Genomic DNA, 24,967 nt, shown 5'->3' on the forward strand with positions numbered 1-24,967 from the left:
TGTCACCCAGCCCGATTCAGGATGTACTGTAAATGACCCAGACTCTCAGCCAGCTCGAACATAACGGTGCTTTTATTGAGCGCCATATCGGTCCTGATGCCGCGCAGCAGGCCACCATGCTGGAAGCGATTGGTGCCAGCTCGCTGGCTTCGCTGATCGCTTCAATTGTGCCTGCTGATATCCAGCTGCCAGGCCCGCCGGCGGTAGGCGATGCCGCGACTGAACAGCAGGCGCTGGCAGAGCTGAAAGCGATTGCCAGCCAGAATCAGCGTTACAAATCCTGGATTGGAATGGGTTACAGTGCCGTGATCACCCCGCCGGTGATTCTGCGCAACATGCTGGAAAACCCGGGCTGGTACACGGCGTACACGCCGTATCAGCCGGAAGTGTCGCAGGGCCGTCTGGAAGCGCTGCTTAATTTCCAGACCCTGACGCTCGATCTCACCGGGCTGGATATCGCTTCAGCTTCACTGCTGGATGAAGCCACCGCGGCCGCCGAAGCGATGGCGATGGCTAAACGCGTCAGCAAGCTGAAAAACGCGACCAAATTCTTTATCGCCGATGACATCCATCCGCAAACGCTGGATGTGGTGCGCACCCGCGCCGAAACCTTTGGCTTTGAGCTGATTATTGATCGCGCCGAAAAAGCCCGCGAGCACGACGATCTGTTTGGCGTGCTGCTGCAGCAGGTCGGTACCAGCGGAGAAGTGCACGACTACCGTGAACTGATTGCTGAGCTGAAAAGCCGCAAAGTGGTGGTGAGCGTGGCGGCGGATTTCATGGCGCTGGTGCAGCTGGAAGCGCCGGGCAAACAGGGTGCTGATATCGTCTTTGGTTCCGCCCAGCGCTTTGGCGTACCGATGGGCTACGGCGGTCCGCACGCGGCCTTCTTTGCCAGCCGTGATGAGCACAAGCGCTCCATGCCGGGCCGTATCATCGGTGTGTCACGCGATGCCGCCGGTAACACCGCGCTGCGCATGGCGATGCAGACGCGCGAACAGCATATCCGCCGTGAGAAAGCCAACTCCAACATCTGTACCTCACAGGTGCTGCTGGCGAATATCGCCGGCCTGTACGCGGTTTACCATGGCCCGGCCGGACTGAAACGCATTGCCTCGCGCATTCACCGTCTGACCTCGATTCTGGCAGCAGGCCTGCAAAACGGCGGCCTGAAGCTGCGCCATCACAGCTGGTTCGATACGCTGACCGTTGAAGTCGCGGACAAAGCGGCGGTGCTGAACCGTGCGCTGAGCTTCGGCGTCAATCTGCGCAGCGATATCCTCAATGCGGTTGGTATCACGCTGGATGAAACCACCACGCGTGAAGACGTGCTGGCGCTGTTTGCCATTCTGCTGGGTGACGCGCACGGTCAGGATATCGAGGCGCTGGACGCCGCGGTGGCGGCGGAAAACAGCGCTATTCCGGCAGGCCAGCAGCGTACCAGCGAATTCCTTACCCATCCGGTGTTCAACCGTCATCACAGCGAAACTGAGATGATGCGCTACATGCACAGCCTGGAGAAAAAGGATCTGGCGCTGAATCAGGCGATGATCCCGCTCGGCTCATGCACCATGAAACTGAATGCCGCCGCCGAAATGATTCCGATCACCTGGCCGGAATTTGCTGAACTGCACCCGTTCTGCCCGGCAGAGCAGGCGAGCGGTTATCTGCAGATGATCGGTCAGCTGTCCCAGTGGCTGGTCCAGCTCACCGGTTACGATGCGCTGTGCATGCAGCCGAACTCTGGGGCGCAGGGCGAATATGCCGGTCTGCTGGCCATCCGTCGCTATCATGAGAGCCGTAATGAAGCGGGCCGCACAATCTGTCTGATCCCGAGCTCGGCGCATGGCACCAACCCGGCGTCCGCGCAGATGGCGGGCATGGCGGTGGTGGTGGTGGCCTGTGATAAGCAGGGCAACATCGATCTCGGCGATCTGCGTGAAAAAGCGGCGCAGGCCGGTGACGCGCTGTCGTGCATCATGGTGACCTACCCGTCGACGCACGGCGTCTACGAAGAGACCATTCGCGAAGTGTGCCAGATCGTGCATCAGTACGGCGGCCAGGTGTACCTCGACGGCGCAAACATGAACGCGCAGGTCGGGATCACCACGCCTGGCTACATTGGCGCTGACGTGTCGCATCTCAACCTGCACAAAACCTTCTGCATTCCGCACGGCGGTGGCGGTCCGGGCATGGGGCCGATCGGGGTGAAGGCGCATCTGGCGCCATTCGTACCGGGCCACAGCGTGGTGCAGATTGACGGCGTGCTGACCCAGCAGGGCGCGGTTTCTGCGGCGCCGTTCGGCAGCGCATCTATTCTGCCCATTAGCTGGATGTACATTCGCATGATGGGTGCCGAAGGGCTGAAGCAGGCCAGCTCGGTGGCGATTCTCAACGCCAACTACATCGCCAGCCGGCTGCAGTCGGCGTACCCGATTCTGTACGCCGGCCGCGACGGCCGCGTGGCGCATGAGTGCATTCTCGATATTCGTCCGCTGAAAGAGCAGACCGGCATCAGCGAGCTGGATATCGCGAAACGCCTGATCGACTATGGTTTCCATGCGCCGACCATGTCGTTCCCGGTCGCCGGCACGCTGATGGTCGAGCCGACCGAATCCGAGAGCAAAATCGAGCTGGACCGCTTTATTGACGCGATGCTGGCGATCCGCATGGAAATCGATCGCGTAGCCGACGGTGAATGGCCGGCTGACGACAACCCGCTGGTGAATGCACCGCATACCCAGATGGAAATCGTCGGCGACTGGACTCATCCGTACAGCCGCGAGCTGGCGGTCTTCCCGGCCGGCAGCGCCAACAAATACTGGCCGACCGTTAAGCGTCTCGACGATGTGTTTGGCGATCGCAATGTGTTCTGTTCATGCGTTCCGATGAGCGAATACCAGTAATCAGCAGGCATAATCCAAACCCTTCAGTAATACTCAAGGCCGATTTGTCGGCCTTTTTTTATGGGAGAAGCATATGGATCTGGCACTGGTCACCGGCGGTAGCCGCGGAATTGGACGGGCAACATCGCTGCTGCTGGCGCAGGCAGGTTATCGCGTGGCAATCAATTTCCGGCAGCGCGAAGCAGAAGCGTTGCAGGTAGTAGCAGATATCGAAGCGCAGGGCGGCAGCGCGTTTGCCTTACAGGCGGATATTGCCGATGAAGCGCAGGTGGTGCGCATGTTCCGCCAGCTGGATCAGCAGCCGGGCGCGCTGCGCGTGCTGGTGAATAACGCCGGTATTCTCTTCTCCCAGTGCCGTGTTGAGGATCTGGATGCTGCGCGCATTCAGCGCGTGCTGGCAACTAACGTCACCGGCACGTTTATCTGCTGCCGCGAAGCGGTAAAACGCATGAGCACCGCACACGGCGGCCAGGGCGGCGCCATTGTTAACGTCTCGTCAGCGGCCGCGCGTACCGGCTCGCCCAATGAGTATGTCGATTATGCGGCGTCGAAAGGCGCGATGGACACGCTGACCAGAGGATTGTCACTGGAAGTGGCGGCGCAGGGGATTCGCGTCAACAGCGTGCGGCCAGGGCTGATCTACACCGATATGCATGCCGACGGCGGCGAGCCGGGGCGCGTTGATCGTCTCGCGGCATCGCTGCCGATGCAGCGCGGCGGTCAGGCGGAGGAGATCGCAGCCGCCATCGCCTGGCTGGCCAGTGACGCCGCTTCCTACGTCACCGGCAGCTTTATTGATGCATCAGGCGGCCGTTAAGCCGCACGTCACAGCCTGTCTGCGCGCGGCGCACATCTATACGTCGCGTGCCATTAGCGGTTACAGCACTTCACCATTGCTGGCAATCACCTGCTGATACCAGGCGAAACTCTTCTTCTTCGAGCGGGCAAAGCTGCCGCTGCCGTCATCGTTTTTATCGACGTGGATAAAGCCGTAGCGCTTGCTGTACTGGCCGGTGGTAAAGGAGACGCAGTCGATGCAGCCCCACGGCGTATAACCCAGCAGATCAACGCCATCCAGCGCCACCGCTTTTTTCATCTCTTCGATGTGCGCACGCAGATAATCAATGCGGTAGTCATCTTCGATCACGCCCTGGGCATTGGCTTTATCAATGGCACCAAAGCCGTTCTCAACAATAAACAGCGGCTTCTGATAGCGCTCATACAGCGCGTTCAGCACGTAGCGCAGGCCGACCGGGTCAATCTGCCAGCCCCAGTCGGACGCTTTGACGTGCGGATTAGGCACCACGCCGTCGAAGCCGGTGATCGGGTCGTCGACGCCGCTGGCTTTGGTGTCCACCGCATTGCTCATGTAGTAGCTGAAACCGATGTAATCGCAGCAGCCCTGACGCAGCGTTTCGGCGTCATCGGCTTCCATCTCAATGTGATAGCCTTTGCGCGCCCACTCTTTCAGCGTATAAGCCGGATACGCGCCGCGCATCTGCACATCGCTGAACACGTAGCGCTGATGCATTGACTCCTGTGCGCGCATCACATCGTCCGGATGGCAGGAGAACGGATAGACCGGCACCATGGCGATCATGCAGCCAATCTGGAAATCCGGGTTGATTTCGTGGCCACGCTTCACCACTTTGGCACTGGCAACGAACTGGTGATGCATCACCTGATACATCGTCTGTTCCGGTTTTTCATGCTCGGTGAACACCACGCCGGAGCAGCAGTAGCCGAACAGCGGATACTGCCAGTTGCGCTGGTTATTGATTTCATTGAAGGTCATCCAGTACTTCACCTTATGGCGATAGCGCGTCATCACCACGTCACTGAAGCGCACAAAGAAATCGACCACTTTGCGACTGGCCCAGCCGCCGTACTCTTTAACCAGATGATAAGGCATCTCAAAGTGCGACAGGGTGATCACCGGTTCGATGCCATATTTCAGCAGTTCATCAAACAGGTCATCGTAAAATTGCAGGCCGGCTTCATTGGGCTGCAGTTCATCGCCGTTGGGGAAAATGCGCGTCCAGGCAATCGAGGTGCGGAAGCATTTGAAACCCATCTCAGCAAACAGCGCCACGTCCTGTTTGTAGTGTGAATAGAATTCCACCGCCTGATGGTTGGGATAGTGCTGGCCGGGCTGGACGCCGGGCGTGATGACGCGATCAACGCCGTGTGCCCCGCCGGTGAGAACATCGGCGATGCTGACGCCTTTGCCGCCCTGATCCCAGCCGCCCTCAACCTGATGGGCTGCCACCGCGCCGCCCCAGAGAAATCCGTTGGGTAACTGCAATCCTTCATTCATTTCAATACCTCGTCACGCTGTTGGCGAAAATAACACTGCCCGCAGTGTAACAACTGAAATAGCAAAGTCACGCTATAACACCGGCGCGGAAATGTGACTTGTTACCGCCAAAAAACAGGCTGTTTTATACTTGCGTGAGGCGGGCAATATAACGGCCCAGCGTCTCCAGAATATAAATGACCGGTACCTGGGTGGTAATATCGTAGCGGTCAGGCAGTTTCTCCTGCGGCACATGATAGGAGAGATTGAAATCCGCCATTTTCGCCAGCGAGCAGTTGTCGTGATTGGTGATGGAGATGATTTTACAGTGATGCAGACTGAACTGACTGGCAAAGCGCAGGATCTCTTCGGTTTCGCCAGAGACGGATAAAATAATCGCCAGCGCATTTTCCCAGGCGCTCTTACTCACCGGGTAATAAGGATCATCGATGTGATGACTGAATTTACCAATATTAGAAAAATAGCGTGCACCATATTTGCCGAGACTGCCTGAAGTACCGGCACCAATAAAGAAAATGTGCTCAGCCTCAATGATCATTTGCGCTGCGGTGGCAATCTGCTGATCAAATTCTGCGTTGTTGATGCTTTTAAAAAAGCTCAGCATTTCTCCGACGCCGGAGGGAAGCAGCACCGGCGCGCTTTGCTCCTGCGCCAGGCGAAAACGGATGCGAAATTCTGACCAGCCGTCACAGTGCATTTTGCGGCAGAAGCGCAGCACCGTGGTGGTCGAGACGCCCGCCTGCGCCGCCAGTTCGCGGATGGTCATATAACTGACACTTTCCCGGTGTTTGATGATGAAGTGATAAACCTGCATCTCAAGGTCATTCAAACGGGACAGGTCGCTGTGTGAAAACATTCGGGCGGCGCTCACGGCAAAAAGAAGCCTCAGTGTAACAGATTGGTTTGCCGCTGGGTTGTCACACCTCTTCACAGAATAATTTTAGCGTACATGTGTACTCTGAAATTGTTCTTCGCTACTCTGGTGCACAGAAAAAGCACAACTTTCGTTACGATGTTCAGGAATCCGATGCCATGGTACAGAACCGACTTATTGCCCAGGGCTATTCACTGGCCGAAGAGATCGCCAACAGCATCAGCCACGGCCTGGGCTGTGTGTTTGGCATCGTGGGGCTGGTGTTGCTGTTGACCCAGGCCGTTGAAATGCAGGCGAATATCACTGCCATTACCAGCTATAGCCTGTACGGCGGCAGCATGATTTTGCTGTTCCTCGCCTCGACGCTGTATCACGCCATTCCGCACCAGCGCGCCAAATACTGGCTGAAGAAATTTGACCACTGCGCCATCTATTTGCTGATCGCCGGGACTTACACGCCGTTTCTGCTGGTCGGGCTGCAATCGCCGCTGGCGCAGGGATTGATGGTGGTGATCTGGAGTCTGGCGCTGGCGGGCATCATCTTTAAGCTGACCATTGCGCATCGCTTTAAAGTGCTGTCGCTGGTGACCTATCTCAGCATGGGCTGGCTGTCACTGGTGGTGATTTATCAGCTGGCAACCAAACTGTCGGCCGGCGGCGTCTGGCTGCTGGCGGCGGGCGGGATTGTCTATTCGCTCGGGGTGATTTTCTATGTGTCGCGCCGTATCCCGTACAATCATGCCATCTGGCACGGTTTCGTGCTGGGCGGCAGCGTGCTGCACTTTTGCGCCATCTATTTTTACGTAATGTAACAAGGCAAGGGTCGCCACTGATGGCGACCCTGAGGCATATCAGCCGTAACCGTTACTCTTCCAGCGAATAGGGCAGCGGCTGAATGGTCAGCTTCCCGCTTTCATCGCCTTCAACGCGCAGCACGCTGTCCGGCTCCAGATCGTTGTTCAGCACCGCCTGCACCCACACGCTGCCATCATCCAGCTGTACGCCGCTCAGCACCGTGCCGGTGCGACGCCATTTGTCGCCCATCTGCAACTCCAGCGAACTGGCTGCGTCCGGTACTTTGCTGGCGCTGCCCGCCAGCCAGTAGAGCGCACGTTTGTTGGCGCCGCGGAATTTGGCGCGCGCCACCATCTCCTGGCCGGTATAACAGCCTTTTTTGAAGCTGATGGCATCCAGCGCCTGCAGGTTGGTGGCCTGCGGAATCAGCTGCGCCGTGGTGGCGCTGTCGATCACCGGCACGCCCGCCGCAATATCCAGCGCCAGCCACTGCGTGCTGTCATTCAGCTGCGCTTCCCCGGCCAGCTTCTGCTGCAGCACTTCGGCCTGCGCCGGTGTGGTGACCAGCAGAAAACGCTCGGCTGGTTCGGCGAACCACAGCAGGGTAGTGTCATCCTGCTGCACCACTGGGGTTGTGGCATCCGGCAGCGTGGTGAAAACGTTAGCCAGCGCGGCGCGCGCCTGAAAACCGGCAACGCCGAGCAGGACCGCGTCATCATCGGCCGCAATGGTCACTTTGGCGAACACCGCATACTTCTTCAGTTCGGTCACCTGCTGCTCGCGCAGATTGCGGCGCACCAGGTAGGTATAACCTTCTCCGCGATGGAACAGACGCAGATTGCTCCACATTTTGCCTTTGGCATCGCAGTGCGCCGCCGGGCGATGCTGCGCTGCGTCCAGCGCCGCCACGTCCAGCGTCAGTTGACCCTGCAGATAAGAGGTGCTGTCTTTGCCCTGCACCGATACCAGCGCCCACTCTTCGAGCGACATTAGCGTTAAAGGCAGGCGCGACGCCGCAGCGGGCTGGCGAGGCGGAAGGGTGAAAATCGGCATGAGTCCGTCCTGATCAATAAGGTTTATTCAGTAATATGCTTACCAATGTTAAAAGAGCAGTGCGCCATTGCAACCTGTTTGCGGAATCTGGCGCACAAATCGCGTGATAACTCTGTAACCGGTGGCATTGCTGTGCGTCACCGCGTGCAGCGTCGGGTTGCACGCCTGCAGCGCGGCGAAAAAGCAGGTACACTGAGCGCCACTGTTATCAGCTGTGGAAGAAGACACATGGATATTCATGACAAAGCGCGCGTCCAGTGGGCATGCCGTCGCGGCATGCTGGAGCTGGATGTCTCGATCATGCCGTTCTTTAAATATGAGTATGATTCGCTGAGCGACAGCGACAAACAGGTGTTTGTCGCGCTGCTGAAGAGCGACGATCCGGACCTGTTTAACTGGATGATGAACCACGGCGAACCGGCCGATCCCGAGTTCAAACGCATGGTGAAACTGATTCAGCAGCGCAACCGTGAACGCGGGCCGGTGGCAATGTAATCTGCACGCGTCACGCAGCGCGCGGGTGCTGAATGTGACGCTGTTCGGGCTGTGTGGCGCGCTGTTGCTGAGCTGTCGCTGGCCGGCGGGCTGGGCCTGGGTTCAGATCGCGGTAGTGATCCTGCTGACACTGCAGTGCTGGCGTAACGCGTGTCGCCTGCAGCAGCGCTGCGGAGCGATCATGCTGGATGACAAGGGGGACTGGTACTGGCGCGGTGAACGCTGGCAGGCGCAACGGCAGCCGGACTGGCTACCGTGGGGCGTGTTGCTGGTGCTGCGTAACCGTCGCGGGCAGCGCTGGCGGCTGTGGCTGCTGCACGACAGTATGCCGCCCGACGCGTGGCGCGCGTTACGCGCCCGCTGTTTTTTACTGGATGGCGCGACGCCGCATTAAAGCAGCGCGGCGGTTTCGGTCAGAATCTGTTCGCACCACTGCTCGACGCGCGCTTCGCTCAGCTCAAACTGATTAACGTCGTCGAGCGCCAGACCGACAAACTGCTGACCATCGGCGGTCAGCGGTTTTTTGCTGGTGAACTGGTAGCCGTCGAGCGGCCAGTAACCGACAAACTGCACGCCCATCGGCAGCAGCAGTTCGTGCAACATACCCAGCGCATCAAGGAACCATTCGCTGTACTCGACCTGGTCGCCCATGCCGTACAGCGCCACAATTTTGCCCTGCAGGTTGAGCGCCGGCAGCTGTTGCCACACCGCTTCCCAGTCCTCCTGCAGTTCGCCGAAATCCCAGGTCGGAATACCGAGAATCAGTAAATCGTACTGCTCCATCAGCGACGGATCGTCATCTTTCAGGTTATGCAGCGTGACTAATTCTTCACCGATAAAGTCGCGGATTTTCTCCGCCGTCATCTCGGTGTAACAGGTACTGGAACCGTAAAACAGACCGATATTCATGCAATTAATGCTCTGACTGAAACTCACTCTGGCGCAATTGTACCAGAAGCAGGCCAGTTTCAGGCATAATGAGCACGATTTCACACGGCGAGGGGCAACAGTGCAGGACAGCGATCTGATAGAACAGTTTCTCGACGCGCTCTGGATTGAGCGCAATCTGGCGCAGAACACGCTGGCGTCCTATCGTCAGGATTTGCAGACGCTCACTGCCTGGCTGCACCACCATGAGCGCACGCTGCTGACGCTGGAAGCCGCTGATTTACAGCAGTTTCTGGCTGAGCGGATTGAGGGCGGTTACAAAGCCACCAGCTCAGCGCGTACCCTGAGCGCAATGCGCCGTCTGTTTCAGTATCTGTACCGCGAAAAGCTGCGCAGTGACGATCCCAGCGCGCTGTTATCAGCGCCGAAATTGCCGCAGCGCCTGCCAAAAGACCTGTCAGAAAATCAGGTCGAGCGCCTGTTACAGGCCCCGGCAACGGACATACCGCTCGAACTGCGTGACAAAGCGATGCTGGAGCTGCTGTACGCTACCGGGCTGCGCGTCTCTGAGCTGGTCGGTCTGACGTTGAGTGATGTCAGCCTGCGTCAGGGCGTGGTGCGCGTCATCGGTAAAGGCAATAAAGAGCGGCTGGTGCCATTAGGTGAAGAAGCCATTTACTGGCTGGAGCACTATATGGAACACGGGCGGCCCTGGCTGCTGAACGGACAGACCATTGACGTGCTGTTCCCCAGCAACCGCGCGCAGCAGATGACACGCCAGACCTTCTGGCATCGCATCAAACACTATGCCACCCTTGCCGGCATCGACAGCGAAAAGCTGTCACCGCACGTGCTGCGCCACGCATTTGCCACACATTTACTGAACCATGGTGCCGATTTACGCGTCGTACAGATGTTGCTGGGGCACAGCGACCTGTCGACCACCCAGATTTACACGCACGTGGCGACTGAGCGCCTGCGTCAGTTACATCAACAGCATCATCCGCGCGCCTGAGCAGCGGCAACAAGGATTTGAGATGAAAAAAACCGTTACGACGCTGGCTCTGCTGGTCAGCGCCTTTTCTGCGCTGGCCCATGCCGATGACAGCGCGATTCAGCAATCACTGAAAAAACTGGGTATGCAGCAGGCGGAAATCCAGCCGTCGCCGCTGCCGGGTATCAAAACGGTGATGACCGAAAGTGGCGTGCTGTACGTCACCGAAGACGGCAAGCACATGATTCAGGGCCCGCTGTACGATGTCAGCGGCGCGCAGCCGGTGAATGTCACCAATCAGCTGCTGGAGAAAAAAGTCGCCGCGCTGGCACCGGAAATGATTGTCTACAAAGCGCCGAAAGAGCAGCACGTGATCACCGTGTTCACTGACATTACCTGCGGCTACTGCCGCAAGTTGCACGAACAGATGGCTGACTACAACGCGCTGGGCATCACCGTGCGCTATCTGGCGTTCCCGCGTGAAGGCCTGCACGGCCAGGTGGAGAAAGCCATGACCGCCATCTGGTGCAGTGCCGATCGCAACAAGGCATTTGATGCCGCAATGAAAGGCGACGCACCGCAAATGGATGCGCCGGCGAGCTGCAAAATCAATCTCGACCAGCACTACAAGCTGGGCATTCTGTTTGGTATTCAGGGCACGCCAGCCATCCTCACCGACAGCGGCATGATGATCCCTGGCTACCAGGGACCGCAGGAGCTGAAGCAGGTGCTGGACGGCCAGAAGCGTGGTGGTTAAGACACAGTGATGCACTCTGTAGAATTACGTCGGCGTGAAGCCCAGGCCGACGCGCAGTTACCCGATGATTTACCGCCGCTGCTGCGTCGTCTCTACCTGCAGCGCGGTGTCAAAGACGCCGCCGAACTGGAACGCGGCGCGAAATTCCTGCTGCCGTGGCAAAGTCTTGGCGGCATTGAGCGCGCCGTGACGCTGCTGCACCAGATGCTGCAGCAGCAACGCCGCATCGTGGTAGTGGGCGATTTCGATGCCGATGGTGCCACCAGCACTGCGCTCACCGTGCTGGCGCTGCGCAGCATGGGCGGCAACGTCGATTATCTGGTGCCGAACCGCTTTGAGGACGGCTATGGCCTGAGCCCGGAAGTGGTGGAGCAGGCGCGCGCGCGTGGCGCCGAGCTGATCCTCACCGTGGATAACGGCATTTCGTCGCTCGCGGGCGTCGATACCGCGCACCAGCACGGCATTCCGGTACTGATCACCGATCACCACCTGCCGGGCGAAACGCTGCCGGCGGCAGAAGCCATCGTTAACCCTAACCTGAGCGACAGCGCATTCCCGTCACGTTCGCTGGCGGGCGTCGGCGTGGCGTTTTATCTGATGCTGGCGCTGCGTGCCCATCTGCGTCAGCAGAACTGGTTCAGCGACGGGCGCAGTGAACCCAATCTGGCCGAACTGCTGGATCTGGTGGCGCTCGGTACCGTGGCCGACGTGGTGCCGCTGGATGCCAACAACCGCATTCTGGTGTGGCAGGGGCTGAGCCGCATCCGCGCCGGCAAATGCCGTGCCGGCATCCGCGCGCTGCTGGAGATTGCTAACCGCGATGCGCGTCAGCTGGCGGCCAGCGACCTCGGTTTTGCCGTCGGGCCACGCCTCAATGCTGCCGGCCGGCTGGACGACATGTCGGTTGGCGTTGCGCTGCTGCTGACGGAAGATATTGCCCAGGCGCGCATGCTGGCCAGCGAACTTGATGCGCTTAATCAGACGCGCAAAGAGATTGAGCAGGGCATGAAGAGCGAGGCGCTGGCGCTGTGCGATGAGCTGGAGCGCCAGCATCGCGATCTGCCGCTCGGGCTGGCGTTTTATCACCCGGAGTGGCATCAGGGCGTGGTTGGCATCCTCGCGTCACGCCTGAAAGAGCGCTTCCACCGTCCGGTCATCGCCTTCGCGCCCGCCGGTGACGGCACGCTGAAGGGCTCTGGCCGTTCGATTGCCGGGCTGCACCTGCGCGACGCGCTGGAACGTATCGACACGCTCTATCCTGGGCTGATCATCAAATTTGGCGGGCACGCCATGGCGGCGGGGCTGTCGCTGGAAGAGGCGAAGTATGATGAGTTCCGCCAGCGCTTTGCCGCACTGATCGACGAATGGCTGGAAGGCGAGGCGCTGCAGGGTGTGATGTGGTCCGATGGCGAACTGCATGCGCAGGAGTTTACCCTGCACACCGCGGAAATGCTGCGGGAAGCCGGCCCCTGGGGCCAGGCGTTTCCGGAGCCGGTGTTCGACGGTCAGTTTAAGCTGTTGCAGCAGCGTCTGGTGGGCGAGCGTCACCTTAAGGTGATGGTCGAGCCGCTGGGCGGCGGCCCGTTACTGGATGGTATCGCTTTTAACGTCGACACCAGCCTGTGGCCAGACAGCAGCGTGCGTCAGGTGCAGCTGGCCTACAAGCTGGATATCAACGAATACCGCGGCAACCGCTCGGTACAGCTGATCATCGACCATATCTGGCCGCAGTCGTAACCTTTAGAACGTGACGTCGACACCGCCGCGCAGCACCTTCTCATCGCCGCGATCGGCCACGTGGCGGTCGGCACGCAGGAACAGCCGCGCGCGTGCCGACTGCACCAGATCAACCCGCGCACCAAACCACTGCGAGCGGCGATCGAGCTGCATACCCGGGATGGTGAAGCTCTGCTGACCACTGCCGAAGCCGCTCCAGCGCGCGCTGACGTCCATCGACGGATTGCTGAACGCGTACTGGTATTCGCCGTACAGGCTCAGCATGCTCCACCAGCCCGCCGACCAGTCCTGGCGCGCGCTGAGATTCAGGCCACCGTAACCGACGCTGCGGCGATAGCTGTCGCCGTCGCCCTGCAGACCAAACGCGCTGCCGCTGTCGCTGAAGCTGCCGGTTTGCAGGCCGGTTTCACGCCAGCCGAGATAGGGCTCAATGCGATAATCCTCCTGTAGCGTCCAGCGATAGCCGCTCTGTAACGCTGCCTGCCAGCTGTCAGTGCGGGCGGAAGAGGAGACCGGTGCAGCTTCATCCAGCAGCACCAGGCGCTGCAGTTTGTCGCGTCCATGCTGATAGCTGAGATTGCCCTGCCAGTACCAGGCTGGTGTCACCGCATAGCGCCCATACAGCATTACGCCCTGCAGGCTGTTCTGGCTGTTGCCGCCGGTGTCGTCATAGGTGGCATCAAGCTGAGTGTGCGTCCAGGCGATGCCGAGGCGCAGGCCGGGCAGGCCAAAGTCGCTGTCGGCACCCAGCGCGGTCAGGGTATTGCGATAGCGGTTGCCGAGATAGCCGTCCTGATCGAGCGAGCCGCGCAGCTGGCCGCTCTCCAGCCAGAAGCCAAAGCGCCCCTGTTCGCTGGCATCATCAATGCGGTTGTTGAGCAGGCGCGTCTGATAATCCAGTGCGTTAAACAGCACCGCATTGCCGGAGGCATGCGCCTGGCCGGACAGGGAGTTGATCGCCGCCTGTGCGCTGCGGGTGTCCGCCAGCGTTTGGAAGGCGCCTGCGGCCGCCAGCGCTGACTGCTGCGCACTGCTCAGCGTCGCCTGACCCTGCCAGCGGTCCGCCAGCTCAAACGCCTGCTCCAGGTTGCGGCTGGTTTGCTGCGCGCTGGCACTGTCCATTCCCATCGCCTGTGCCGCTGCGGCGGTGTTCTTGCGCGTCAGCTGGCCGGTAACGCTGTGGGCGTCATAGCTGACTGAACCGTCGAGAAATACGCCGGTATTGACCTGGCTAAACTGACCGCTCACGCCGCCGCCGCTGGTCAGCAGCGTTTCCTGCTGTTTCACCACGTAGCTGGCGGAGGGCGGCGCCAGGTTTAGCGTGCCGTCAAGCGCCGCGTTGCCGGTCACGCGCAGCGGATTGTTCAGCGTGACGTTGAGCGTACCGTCGGCGCTTTGCTGATAGTTGCCCGCTACCTGCAGGCCGCCGTTAACCGATCCCTGGTTGACCAGATTGCCGCCGATGCGTCCGCTGCCACCCAGTTTGCCGCTGCCGTTTACCAGCGCATTGCCGGCAATCGTACCGTCAATCAGCAGGCTATTGGCGGAGACCTGCGTCAGGCCCTGATAGCTGTTGTTGCCGGTCAGCTGCAGCGTACCGCCGCGTTCGCTGCCGTCCAGCACCAGCCCGCGATCGCCGCTGATGTCATTGCTGAACACATACTGGCCGCCGTCGAGGCGCGCACTGAAGTCCTCTGCCCGGAATTGTCCCGGCCCGTTTAAGGCTTTGGCGGCGTTAAGATCGCCCCAGCCGAACGTCTCATTGTATGGCCGCCCGTTCGCGCTGTCGGCGACGTTATCGTGCGCATCACTGCGGTAGGTGGCGGTGGTCAGCAGGGTTTGCTGCAGGTTATGGCCGCTCATCCACGGGAAACGCTGCAGCAGCTGCGAAGCCGCAGCCGTCACGCGCGGTGCGGCAAATGAGGTGCCGAAGCTGCGCACCTTTACCCAGCTGCCGTCAGAATTTTGATAAAGATAATCGGTATAACCCGGCGCGGTCAGGCACCATGCGGCGGCCGCGCCGCAGGCGTCAAACGGTCCGGTGCCGGCTGCGCGTCCCGGCAGATCATAACCGGTATGATCCATGATGCCGGTGACCGCCAGCAGATTACGCGCCAGTTGCGGGTCGTTATACATCAGCGGTGTCAGCACGTCCGGTGCCGGCGTAGCGCCGCTGTTGTTGCCGGTGATCATCACCGCCAGCCCATCTGCCGCAGCCACCGCGTTAAGCCCCTGATACAGTGACTGATAGCGCTGGCGCGCGTCGCTCAGCACCTGCTGGCTGGTGAGGCGCTCCTGCGAACCGTAGGACATATTGAAGATGCGCACGCCCTGTGCCACTAATCCCTGCACAGCGCGCGCAGTATTGTCATAGCTGAAAATGTTATTTTGTGATGCCTGTGCCACATACAGCGCGCTGTCAGGCGACAGCCCCAGCAGCGTCATCGCCACCAGCGTGCCGTGGCCGTTGATCCCCATGTTGTCGTTAAGCGCGGTGTTGCTGCCGACATAGCTGGAGAAATTCACGTTGGCGTAATTAATTTCGCTGCGGCCCGGGGCCAGACCAGAGTCAATGATGCCCACTTTATTGCTGGCGGCCGTGGCCGGCACCGCAGGTTCAACAACCGGCGTGACCGGGGTCAGGGTGCTGCCGCTGCCGCCGCTACCGCCGCCTCCGCCACCACAGGCGCTCAGCAGAAACGGGATGATCAGCGCCAGCAGGCGCGGTGAGGGTCGAAAAGTAACAACAGGATAATGCATGGCAACTCCTCATGCCTCTCAGGGCATGTTGTCGCCCGTTCACGTTAACGGGCCTGAATGCAGTCTTTCCCTGTCACGAATACTCCTGAGCAACGTGGCTGACAGACAGAACGCAATAGATGAAGCACGAACCCCTGAGATTCCGCCAGGGTGCAGAAAGGATAAGGTGCGCACTGGCCGGTTGATGGCCAGGACAGCGCAGCATTGCGCAGGCTAATCACGCTATATCACGCTTCGAACCAGACATTTCTGATGGTGGAGTTTTAATGATTTTGTTTGAGAAATCATGGGTTTTAATGACGCCAGCTGGCGTTTATTGCCGTGATTATGTAGGAAAATTCTGAAGGCACACCGCGCCGGTGGCGAGTGACAGCGGGATTTCTGGCAACCGCCTTACCTGCCGGTTTCCAGAACTGACGCAATTATTTTCTGCCGGTTCATACGCGGTATAGCCATTGATGTGCAAAGCTACAAACCAGGCGCGCTTTCGGGTAAACTAGCGCGTTACTTTTATCTCCTCTCACCGAATCGTCAAAAAAGACTGAAAAGCCATGTTTGAAATTAATCCGGTCAAAAATCGTATCCAGGACCTCAGCGAGCGCAGCAGCGTTCTTAGGGGGTATCTTTGACTACGATGCTAAGAAAGAACGCCTCGAAGAAGTAAACGCCGAGCTGGAACAGCCGGACGTCTGGAACGAACCTGAACGCGCGCAGGCGCTGGGCAAAGAGCGCGCCTCGCTGGAAGCGGTGGTTGAAACGCTCGACCAGATGCAGCAGGGGCTGGAAGATGTGCAGGGTCTGCTGGAGCTGGCGGTTGAAGCCGACGACGAAGAGACCTTTAACGAAGCCGTGGTCGAGCTGGACGCACTGGACGTGAAGCTGGGTGAACTGGAGTTCCGCCGTATGTTCTCCGGCGAATACGACAGCGCCGACTGCTACATGGATATTCAGGCTGGCTCCGGCGGCACCGAAGCGCAGGACTGGGCCAGCATGCTGCTGCGCATGTATCTGCGCTGGGCGGAAGCCAAAGGCTTCAAAACCGAGATCATCGAAGAGTCCGAAGGCGAAGTGGCCGGTACCAAATCAGCCACCATCAAAATCATCGGTGATTACGCTTACGGCTGGCTGCGTACCGAAACCGGCGTTCATCGTCTGGTGCGTAAGAGCCCGTTCGACTCAGGCGGTCGTCGTCACACCTCCTTCAGTTCGGTATTTATTTACCCGGAAGTGGATGACAACATCGACATCGAAATCAACCCGGCCGACCTGCGTATCGACGTCTATCGCGCCTCGGGTGCCGGTGGTCAGCACGTTAACAAAACCGAGTCCGCGGTGCGTATTACCCACCTGCCGACCAACATTGTGGTGCAGTGCCAGAACGACCGCTCGCAGCATAAGAACAAAGATCAGGCCTTCAAACAGCTGCGTGCCAAGCTGTATGAATACGAAATGCAGAAGAAGAATGCCGACAAGCAGGCGGCGGAAGAGAACAAGTCGGACATCGGCTGGGGCAGCCAGATCCGTTCATACGTTCTTGACGATTCGCGCATCAAGGATCTGCGTACCAGCGTAGAGACGCGTAACACCCAGGCCGTACTGGATGGCGATCTTGACCGTTTTATTGAAGCAAGTTTAAAAGCAGGGCTATAAGGAACCGACATGTCTGAACAACAACCGCAGAGCGCTGATGCCGCCCTTGAGTTAAACAACGAACTGAAAGCGCGTCGCGAAAAACTCAGCGCGCTGCGTGAAAAGGGCGTGGCGTTTCCTAACGATTTCCGCCGTGACACCACCTCCGATCGTCTGCATGCCGACTATGACAGCAAAGAGAACGACGAGCTGGAAGCGCTCGGCGTTGAGGTGAGCGTAGCCGGTCGTATGATGACCCGCCGCATCATGGGTAAAGCGTCGTTCGCCACCCTGCAGGATGTGGGCGGTCAGATCCAGATCTACGTTTCGCGTGACGATCTGCCGGAAGGCGTCTATAACGAGCAGTTCAAAAAGTGGGATCTCGGCGATATCCTCGGCGCGCGCGGTAAGCTGTTCAAAACCAAAACCGGCGAGCTGTCGATCCACATCTCTGAGCTGCGCCTGCTGACCAAAGCGCTGCGTCCGCTGCCGGACAAATTCCACGGCCTCGCCGATCAGGAAACCCGTTACCGTCAGCGTTACCTTGACCTGATCTCCAACGACGATTCGCGCAAGACCTTCAAAATTCGCTCACAAATCATGGCCGGCATTCGTCAGTTCATGGTTAACCGCGACTTTATGGAAGTGGAAACGCCGATGATGCAGGTGATTCCGGGCGGTGCGTCCGCGCGTCCGTTCATCACCCATCATAATGCGCTCGACATCGACATGTACCTGCGTATCGCGCCGGAGCTGTACCTCAAGCGTCTGGTGGTCGGCGGTTTTGATCGCGTGTTTGAGATCAACCGTAACTTCCGTAACGAAGGGATTTCGCCGCGCCACAATCCAGAGTTCACCATGATGGAACTCTATATGGCGTATGCGGATTACAAAGATCTGATCGAACTGACCGAGAGCCTGTTCCGCACCCTGGCGCAGGACGTACTGGGCACCACGGAAGTGCCTTACGGTGAGCACACCTTCGATTTCGGCAAGCCGTTTGAGAAGCTCACCATGCGTGAAGCGATCAAGAAATACCGTCCGGAAACGGACCTCGCCGATCTGGATGACTTTGACAAAGCCGTGGCGATTGCCAACGCGCTGCACATCAAAGTGGAGAAGAGCTGGGGTCTGGGCCGCGTGGTGACCGAGATCTTCGAAGAGACCGCCGAAGCGCACCTGATTCAGCCAACCTTCATCACCGAGTATCCGGCAGAGGTGTCACCGCTGGCGCGTCGTAATGACGAGAACCCGGAAATCACCGACCGCTTTGAGTTCTTTATCGGCGGCCGTGAAATCGGTAACGGCTTCTCCGAGCTGAACGATGCGGAAGATCAGGCCGAGCGTTTCCTGCAACAGGTCAACGCGAAGGACGCCGGTGATGACGAAGCGATGTTCTACGACGAAGACTACGTTACCGCGCTGGAGCACGGTCTGCCACCGACTGCGGGTCTGGGCATTGGTATCGACCGCCTGGTCATGCTGTTCACCAACAGCCACACCATTCGTGACGTGATCCTGTTCCCGGCTCTGCGCCCGACCGGTAAGTAATCAGGTTGCCTTCACCCTCACCCTAACCCTCTCCCGTGGGGAGAGGGGACTTGCCTGTACCCCGGTGGGAGAGGGCCGCTCTGGTTTTCTCCCTCTCCCCGTGGGAGAGGGCCGGGGTGAGGGCATCAGCGCGCACCCAACCTAAGACTTCACCACCCCATCCAGCCACGCCTGGAACCGCGCATAAGGCACATACAGTGCCACATCTTTAAACAGCGTTTTGCCGCTCTTATTATCATCAATCCGACTGCTATAGCCGACAATCACCCCGGCCAGCGTGTCGTCGCTGGCGTTATACACCGCGCCGCCGGACATGCCTTTCACCACGCCGGCATTGGCCGCCACCACCACGCAACTGGCCTTATTCCAGTCATTGCTCAGCGTCGTATTGATCAGGTTTTTGCCGCTTGATGCCACCGGCAGCGCGGAGATAAAGCTATACCCATACAGATTAACGTTGTCGCCGATATGGCTGTTGCGGAACTGCGGGGGCAGGTTGGCTTCTTTATTCGCATGATAAACCACGGCGATATCGCACTCCGGATGCCAGGCCTTCACCCGATACAGCGAATATTTGGCCACGTGCGCCGCCGTCAGGCTGTATTCGCGCGTCAGGGGGATAGTGGTGCCCAGCGCACCCATGCCGAGCACGGTGGGGATGCCGGTGACGGTCATATCGACGCGCCTGGCCGCTTCTGAGCTGTATTCATAGTGCCCGACCGAGCAGCCGCTTAAGCCGCCGATCGCCAGCGCGATGATCCATCGCATAACTCTGTCCCCCTGTTGTGTTGACGCCGCATTACCGGGCAATCCATTGGGGTATCGGCAATGTGCGACCATCCTTTACTGCCTGATTTAATGCCAGAAAGCGCCGTCGCTGTGACAGCGATCACAACCTGTTATCAAGCGTAGTCTGTTATCGCCGTCCTGTCTCAGTGATGCATAAGCGACACTTTTCAGCGCCGGGATTATTGCCGCGCAGGCAAAATAGCCTTGCTGCCGCCCGGGTGGTTGAGAGTCAGAGGCTGTGCTTTAATAGCAGACTGTGACGCAGTTCAAAAATAAATATCCCCGCACTGTCGGAGGGATACGCGTCTGTCTTAACCGTACGGCGTTCGTCGTGCGGCCCGCCTGCAAAATTATTTTGGGAGAGTGTGTTATGCCTGTTGCATTACTGGCGCTGGCGCTGAGTGCGTTCGCCATCGGCACCACGGAGTTCGTCATCATGGGGTTACTGCCGGAAGTGGCGGGTGACCTGCAGGTGTCGATTCCTTCTGCGGGCTGGCTGATCAGCGGCTATGCGCTGGGCGTGGCCATCGGCGCGCCAATCATGGCGCTGCTGACCGCGAAGCTGCCGCGTAAACGTACCCTGATTCTGCTGATGATCATCTTCATCATCGGCAACGTACTCTGTGCGCTGGCTTATACCTATAACCTGCTGATGCTGGCGCGCGTCATTACCGCGTTGTGTCACGGTGCGTTCTTCGGCATCGGTTCAGTGGTGGCGGCCAGCCTGGTGGCGCCGAGCCGTCAGGCGTCGGCGGTGGCGCTGATGTTTACCGGTCTGACGCTGGCCAACGTGCTGGGCGTGCCGCTCGGCACCTGGTTTGGTCAGCTGTTTGGCTGGCGCGCCACCTTCTGGGGCGTGGCGATTATTGGCATCCTCGCGTTCATCGCGCTGATCGTCAGCCTGCCGACCAACAAAGATGAAAAACCGGTACACCTGGCGAGCGAAATCAGCGCGCTGGCCAACGGCAAACTGTGGCTGTCGCTGCTGATGACGGTGTGTTTTGCCGCCGCGATGTTTGCGCTGTTCAGCTACATTGCGCCGCTGCTACTGCAGGTGACCGGCATCAGCGATCGCGGTGTCAGCTGGACGCTGTTCCTGATTGGCGCTGGCCTGACGGTGGGTAACATTGTTGGCGGGAAACTGGCGGACTGGAAAGTGTCGTTCAGCCTGATCCTCAGCTTCTCGCTGATCGCCGTGTTCTCGCTGCTGTTCAGCTGGACCAGCCATGCGCTGTGGCTGGCAGAGGTAACCCTGTTCCTGTGGGCAATGGCGACCTTCGCCACCGTGCCGGGCCTGCAAATTAACGTGGTGCGCCACGGTAAAGACGCGCCAAATCTGGTGTCGACGCTCAACATTTCGGCCTTCAACGTCGGTAACGCACTCGGTGCGTGGGTGGGCGGCGCAGTAATCGATAAAGGCTATGGCCTGACGGCGGTGCCGGTCGCGGCGGCAGCGCTGGCGGCAGCGGGATTAGTGGTTTGTCTGCTGACCTTCCGCAAATCGGGCGGTCAGCGCGAGACGGTGCGCGCTTAAGCCAGACGCCGGGCGATGCGCTGCGGAAAGGTGGCCACCTGCTGCTGCAGGTGGTCGCAAAAGTGATCGACCAGCGCCGATGCCGGCCGATGCTGTGGCCGCACCAGGCTCACCGTGAACGGCACGGCAATACTGAAGCGGCGCATCACCACACCGCTGTCGGCGTAATCCAGCGCCGTCAGCGGATTAACAATCGAAATACCCACCCCGGCGCGCACCATCGCGCACACCGACGCGGCGCTGTGCGTCTCCAGCACCAGCCGCCGCTCCACCTGCTGCTCATGGAACAGCGCATCCAGCAACTGACGATAGCTATCGCTGCGCGACAGGCTGACATAGTTTTCACCGTGGAAATCCTGCGGCGTCAGCACCGCCCGCTGACACAGCGGATGCTGCGGCGGCAGCACGCACACTTCATCACAGGTCAGCAGTGCCAGGCGTTCAGTCCCGGCGGGTGCATGCTGGGTTTCGGTCAGACCGAGATCGTAGCGCTGCGCCGACAGCCACTCCTCCAGCAGCGGCGACTCCTGCGGAATAATATTCAGGCTCACCTGCGGATAGCGCTGTAAAAACGGCTGCAGCAGCGGCGGCAACAGCGACTGGGAAAAAACCGGCAGGCAGGCGATGGACAGCTCGCCCTGGCGGAAATTGCGTAACCCTTCGGCGGCATCCATGATGCGATCCAGACCGTACCACGAGCGCTGCACCTCTTCGTACAGCCGCAGCCCCTGCACGGTGGGCTGCAGGCGGCCGCGCACCCGCTCAAACAGCTGTAAGCCCAGCTGCTGCTCCAGCCGCGCCAGTTCGCGGCTCACTGTTGGCTGCGAGGTGTGCAGCAGCGTGGCAGCCTGGGTCAGATTGCCGCTGGTCATAACCGCGTGAAAGATTTCGATATGCCGCCAGTTAATTTTTGCCATCGTCGCCTCCGTGTCACCCATATCATATTTGCATAGCTGATGCTTAAACAGATATTTTTCTGCATCACTGTGCTGTGGCTAAATGAAAGCAACGACTCAGGAGAATGCTCATGCCACGTCCACTTAACGATTCCCAGACGGCGCTTAACGCCACAAATCTGCTGCCGCTGGCGCAGCGCTACAGCGGCCCGTTCTGGGCTTACGATGCCGAAATCATTCAGCAGCGTATTGCGCAGCTCAGCGCGTTTGACGTGGTGCGCTTTGCGCAAAAGGCCTGCTCAAATATTCATATTCTGCGCCTGATGCGTGCCGCCGGCGTCAAGGTCGATTCGGTCTCGCTCGGCGAGATCGAACGTGCGCTGGCTGCCGGTTTTCAGCCGGGCGGCGAGGATATTGTGTTCACCGCCGATGTGCTGGACTCACCGACGCTGGCGCGCATCGCCGAGCTGAAGGTGCCGGTGAATGCCGGATCCGTGGATATGCTGCATCAGCTCGGCACGGTTTCGCCGGGTCACAGCGTCTGGCTGCGCATTAATCCGGGCTTTGGCCACGGTCACAGCCAGAAAACTAATACCGGCGGCGAAAACAGCAAGCACGGCATCTGGCACAGCGATCTGCCGCTGGCGCTGGCGGCGATTCAGCAGCATGGCCTGCAGCTGGTGGGGCTACATATGCACATTGGCTCCGGCGTCGATTACGGCCATCTGCAGCAGGTGTGCGACGCGATGGTCGATCAGGTAGTGGCCTTTGGCCAGGACCTGCAGGCCATTTCGGCGGGCGGCGGGCTGTCGATTCCTTACCGCTTTGGTGAGGAGGCGATTGATACGCAGCACTATTACGGCCTGTGGAACGGCGCGCGCGAGCGTATCGCGGCGCACCTCGGCCATGCGGTGAAGCTGGAGATCGAGCCGGGCCGTTTCCTGGTGGCAGAGTCGGGCGTACTGGTGTCGCAGGTGCGGGCGGTGAAGCAGATGGGTAGCCGTCACTTTGTGCTGGTGGATGCCGGTTTCAGCGATCTGATGCGTCCGTCGATGTATGGCAGCTATCACCATATTTCGCTGCTGCCTGCCGATGGCAGCGCGCCGGGTGAGGCGAATGTGGAGAGCGTGGTGGCCGGGCCGCTGTGTGAGTCGGGAGATGTGTTTACCCAGCTGGAAGGGGGCAAAGTGGAAACCCGCGCGCTGCCAGCGGCACAGGTCGGCGATTATCTGGTGTTCCATGATACCGGCGCTTACGGCGCATCAATGTCCTCCAACTACAACAGCCGTCCGCTGATCCCGGAAGTGCTGTTTGAGCAGGGCGTGCCGCGTGAGATTCGCCGTGCGCAGACCATTCAGGAACTGCTGGCGCTGGAGCTGAGCTGATGCGCATCGTGCCGCTCAGCAGTGTGCCGCATCACGCCAGCCAGATCACCGACTGGCTGTGGCAGGCGTTTGGTGACGGCACCTCGCGCGCGTTTTACGACAGCATTGTTCGCAGTAGCCTGAACGGTGCCGCGTTTCCGGTGACCTTTGTCGCGCTGGACGACGATGACGTGCCGCACGGCACGGTAGGGTTCTGGCGCTGTGATTTGATTAGCCGTCAGGATCTCTATCCGTGGGTTGCCGCGCTGTATGTGGATGAAGCGGCGCGCGGGCAGGGGCTGAGCGCCGCCCTGCAGCAGCACGTGCTGGATTACGCCCGCCAGCGCGGCTATGCAACGGTGTGGCTGTGGTCAACGTTTGGCGGCTACTACGAGCGATTCGGCTGGCAGTATCAGTGTGATGCGCTGGAGTTTCCTGAGGTGCAGGTGAAGGTGTATTCGCAGGATTTATAGTGGGTTGGGTGCGCGCTGGCCCTCACCCCGACCCTCTCCCGCAAGCGGGCGAGGGGGCTGACCGCGCGCTCCCTGCCGCAAGAGCTGACCGCGCTCTGGAACGTTCCCTCTCCCTCAGGGAGAGGGTCAGGGTGAGGGAAAGCCTGCACCCGTTTAACCCGGTCCACCCACCGAATGCCGCCTGACCAGCGTCGGGCTAAACATATTGGTCACCTCCGGCAGCGCGGTGCCGTTGGCCAGCGCCAGCGCCAGCTGCGCGGCCTGCTGCGCCATGGTCACAATCGGATAGCGCACCGTAGTCAGGCGCGGACGCACGTAGCGCGACACCAGCACATCATCAAAGCCAATTAGCGACATCTCTTCCGGCACGCGAATACCGTTATCGCTCAGCACCGCCAGCGCACCGGCGGCCATCGAATCGTTGTAGCACGCCACCGCGCTCACCTGCTTGCCGCGTCCGAGCAGTTCCGTCATTGCCTGCTCGCCACCGACCTCATCCGGTTCTCCCCACGCCACCAGCCGGTCGTTGCACGGCAGACCGTGCTCCTTCAGCGCATCGTAGTAGCCCTGCAGCCGATCTTCGGCGTCAGAGATGGTGTGCGTCGAGCAGATAAAGGCGATCTGCGTATGACCCTGCTGAATCAGGTGGCGCGTGGCCAGCCAGGCGCCGTAGCGGTCATCCAGCGCAATGCAGCGTGACTCAAACCCCTGCAGCAGCCGGTTCAGCAGCACCATGCCCGGCACCTGCTTCATCAGCAGCTCTAAATCGTCATCGGGAATTTTCTTGGCGTGCACCACCAGGGCGGCGCAGCGATGGCGCATCAGCTGTTCAATCGCCTGACGCTCTTTCTGCTCATTATGGTAACCGTTACCAATCAGCAGAAAGTTGCCGGTTTGCCCGGCGACTTCATCGACCGCTTTCACCATCGCGCCAAAAAACGGGTCTGACACATCGCCTACCACCAGCCCGAGCGTTTCGGTGGATTGCTGCGCCAGCGCGCGGGCATTGGCGTTCGGGTGATACTGCAGCTGTTCCATGGCCTGGGTAACGGCGAGGCGCGAACTCTCGCTGGCTTTGGGCGAATTATTGATGACGCGGGACACGGTCGCGACCGACACCCCCGCCATGCGGGCAACATCCTTAATAGTAGCCAT

Annotated in this window: 21 protein-coding genes; 13 read left to right on the forward strand and 8 right to left on the reverse strand. The window is 59.7% G+C overall.

What is annotated here, in order from left to right; all coding sequences use genetic code 11:
* The first annotated feature begins 32 nt into the window (after positions 1–32).
* Together gcvP and ABVR31_RS04175 are read left to right on the forward strand one after the other, a co-directional pair.
* Positions 33–2,906: an aminomethyl-transferring glycine dehydrogenase gene (gcvP, locus tag ABVR31_RS04170; protein WP_021506667.1), complete on the forward strand. Its 2,874-nt coding sequence runs from the start codon at positions 33–35 to the stop codon at positions 2,904–2,906.
* Positions 2,907–2,979: 73 nt separating this feature from the next.
* Complete coding sequence (locus tag ABVR31_RS04175) at positions 2,980–3,723, forward strand: SDR family oxidoreductase (protein WP_058781310.1); 744 nt, start codon at positions 2,980–2,982, stop codon at positions 3,721–3,723.
* Between the two features lie 60 nt (positions 3,724–3,783).
* On the opposite strand, the gene ABVR31_RS04180 is transcribed toward ABVR31_RS04175, so the two are convergent.
* Together ABVR31_RS04180 and ABVR31_RS04185 are read right to left on the reverse strand one after the other, a co-directional pair.
* Positions 3,784–5,223, reverse strand: coding sequence for a 6-phospho-beta-glucosidase (locus tag ABVR31_RS04180; RefSeq protein WP_372771866.1), 1,440 nt, complete (start codon positions 5,221–5,223; stop codon positions 3,784–3,786).
* 124 nt (positions 5,224–5,347) lie between these two features.
* Positions 5,348–6,079, reverse strand: coding sequence for a MurR/RpiR family transcriptional regulator (locus ABVR31_RS04185; RefSeq protein WP_058757092.1), 732 nt, complete (start codon positions 6,077–6,079; stop codon positions 5,348–5,350).
* A 176-nt stretch (positions 6,080–6,255) separates the two neighbouring features.
* Here ABVR31_RS04185 and ABVR31_RS04190 point away from each other — a divergent pair, with 176 nt between their 5' ends.
* The gene (locus ABVR31_RS04190) at positions 6,256–6,909 is read left to right on the forward strand and encodes a hemolysin III family protein (protein ID WP_021506671.1); all 654 of its coding nucleotides are present in this window, start codon (positions 6,256–6,258) and stop codon (positions 6,907–6,909) included.
* A gap of 52 nt (positions 6,910–6,961) precedes the next feature.
* Here ABVR31_RS04190 and ygfZ read toward each other — a convergent pair whose 3' ends face one another.
* On the reverse strand, positions 6,962–7,945 hold the full coding sequence (ygfZ, locus tag ABVR31_RS04195; RefSeq protein WP_372771867.1) for a tRNA-modifying protein YgfZ: 984 nt from the start codon (positions 7,943–7,945) through the stop codon (positions 6,962–6,964).
* Positions 7,946–8,173: 228 nt separating this feature from the next.
* Between ygfZ and sdhE the strand changes: the two genes are divergently transcribed.
* Both sdhE and ABVR31_RS04205 read left to right on the forward strand, forming a co-directional pair.
* Entirely contained in the window at positions 8,174–8,440 is a 267-nt protein-coding gene (gene sdhE, locus ABVR31_RS04200) for an FAD assembly factor SdhE (protein WP_010616925.1), read from the forward strand.
* Complete coding sequence (locus ABVR31_RS04205; protein WP_058757090.1) at positions 8,415–8,834, forward strand: protein YgfX; 420 nt, start codon at positions 8,415–8,417, stop codon at positions 8,832–8,834. The genes sdhE and ABVR31_RS04205 overlap by 26 nt, the downstream gene beginning before the upstream one ends.
* On the opposite strand, the gene fldB is transcribed toward ABVR31_RS04205, so the two are convergent.
* Entirely contained in the window at positions 8,831–9,349 is a 519-nt protein-coding gene (gene fldB / locus ABVR31_RS04210; RefSeq protein WP_021506675.1) for a flavodoxin FldB, read from the reverse strand. The genes ABVR31_RS04205 and fldB overlap by 4 nt on opposite strands.
* Positions 9,350–9,449: 100 nt before the next feature.
* Here fldB and xerD point away from each other — a divergent pair, with 100 nt between their 5' ends.
* Genes xerD through recJ form a run of 3 tightly spaced genes read left to right on the forward strand, consistent with a single transcriptional unit; the run spans position 9,450 to position 12,816 of the window.
* Positions 9,450–10,343: a site-specific tyrosine recombinase XerD gene (xerD, locus tag ABVR31_RS04215; RefSeq protein WP_058757089.1), complete on the forward strand. Its 894-nt coding sequence runs from the start codon at positions 9,450–9,452 to the stop codon at positions 10,341–10,343.
* A 22-nt stretch (positions 10,344–10,365) separates the two neighbouring features.
* The gene (gene dsbC, locus ABVR31_RS04220; protein WP_021506677.1) at positions 10,366–11,079 is read left to right on the forward strand and encodes a bifunctional protein-disulfide isomerase/oxidoreductase DsbC; all 714 of its coding nucleotides are present in this window, start codon (positions 10,366–10,368) and stop codon (positions 11,077–11,079) included.
* A 9-nt stretch (positions 11,080–11,088) separates the two neighbouring features.
* On the forward strand, positions 11,089–12,816 hold the full coding sequence (gene recJ / locus ABVR31_RS04225; RefSeq protein WP_371221516.1) for a single-stranded-DNA-specific exonuclease RecJ: 1,728 nt from the start codon (positions 11,089–11,091) through the stop codon (positions 12,814–12,816).
* Positions 12,817–12,819: 3 nt separating this feature from the next.
* On the opposite strand, the gene ABVR31_RS04230 is transcribed toward recJ, so the two are convergent.
* Positions 12,820–15,576 carry an autotransporter domain-containing protein gene (locus tag ABVR31_RS04230; protein WP_371221515.1) on the reverse strand — a complete coding sequence of 919 codons (2,757 nt, stop codon included), beginning with the start codon at positions 15,574–15,576 and terminating at the stop codon, positions 12,820–12,822.
* 551 nt (positions 15,577–16,127) lie between these two features.
* Here ABVR31_RS04230 and prfB point away from each other — a divergent pair.
* Both prfB and lysS read left to right on the forward strand, forming a co-directional pair.
* A protein-coding gene (gene prfB, locus ABVR31_RS04235) for a peptide chain release factor 2 (RefSeq protein WP_104093670.1) occupies positions 16,128–17,226 on the forward strand; the annotation gives its coding sequence in 2 pieces (ribosomal slippage) (positions 16,128–16,202 and positions 16,204–17,226; 1,098 coding nt in all).
* 9 nt (positions 17,227–17,235) lie between these two features.
* Positions 17,236–18,756, forward strand: coding sequence for a lysine--tRNA ligase (gene lysS, locus ABVR31_RS04240; RefSeq protein ID WP_021506681.1), 1,521 nt, complete (start codon positions 17,236–17,238; stop codon positions 18,754–18,756).
* A 141-nt stretch (positions 18,757–18,897) separates the two neighbouring features.
* Here lysS and ABVR31_RS04245 read toward each other — a convergent pair whose 3' ends face one another.
* Positions 18,898–19,524 carry a hypothetical protein gene (locus tag ABVR31_RS04245; protein ID WP_021506683.1) on the reverse strand — a complete coding sequence of 209 codons (627 nt, stop codon included), beginning with the start codon at positions 19,522–19,524 and terminating at the stop codon, positions 18,898–18,900.
* 391 nt (positions 19,525–19,915) lie between these two features.
* On the opposite strand from ABVR31_RS04245, the gene ABVR31_RS04250 reads away from it, so the two are divergent.
* Positions 19,916–21,079 (forward strand): MFS transporter, encoded by a 1,164-nt coding sequence (locus ABVR31_RS04250; RefSeq protein ID WP_058775879.1) that lies wholly within the window; start codon positions 19,916–19,918, stop codon positions 21,077–21,079.
* Here the strand turns inward: ABVR31_RS04250 and ABVR31_RS04255 are convergent.
* Positions 21,076–21,996: a LysR family transcriptional regulator gene (locus tag ABVR31_RS04255; RefSeq protein ID WP_159377858.1), complete on the reverse strand. Its 921-nt coding sequence runs from the start codon at positions 21,994–21,996 to the stop codon at positions 21,076–21,078. The genes ABVR31_RS04250 and ABVR31_RS04255 overlap by 4 nt on opposite strands.
* 110 nt (positions 21,997–22,106) lie before the next feature.
* Between ABVR31_RS04255 and lysA the strand changes: the two genes are divergently transcribed.
* On the forward strand, positions 22,107–23,360 hold the full coding sequence (gene lysA / locus ABVR31_RS04260; protein ID WP_372771868.1) for a diaminopimelate decarboxylase: 1,254 nt from the start codon (positions 22,107–22,109) through the stop codon (positions 23,358–23,360).
* Positions 23,360–23,812 (forward strand): GNAT family N-acetyltransferase, encoded by a 453-nt coding sequence (locus ABVR31_RS04265; RefSeq protein ID WP_058757074.1) that lies wholly within the window; start codon positions 23,360–23,362, stop codon positions 23,810–23,812. Before lysA ends, ABVR31_RS04265 begins: the two co-directional genes overlap by 1 nt.
* A gap of 153 nt (positions 23,813–23,965) precedes the next feature.
* Here ABVR31_RS04265 and galR read toward each other — a convergent pair whose 3' ends face one another.
* Entirely contained in the window at positions 23,966–24,967 is a 1,002-nt protein-coding gene (gene galR, locus ABVR31_RS04270; protein ID WP_031279486.1) for an HTH-type transcriptional regulator GalR, read from the reverse strand.

This window comes from Pantoea sp. WEP (assembly GCF_041678305.1).
Classification (GTDB): domain Bacteria; phylum Pseudomonadota; class Gammaproteobacteria; order Enterobacterales; family Enterobacteriaceae; genus Pantoea; species Pantoea dispersa.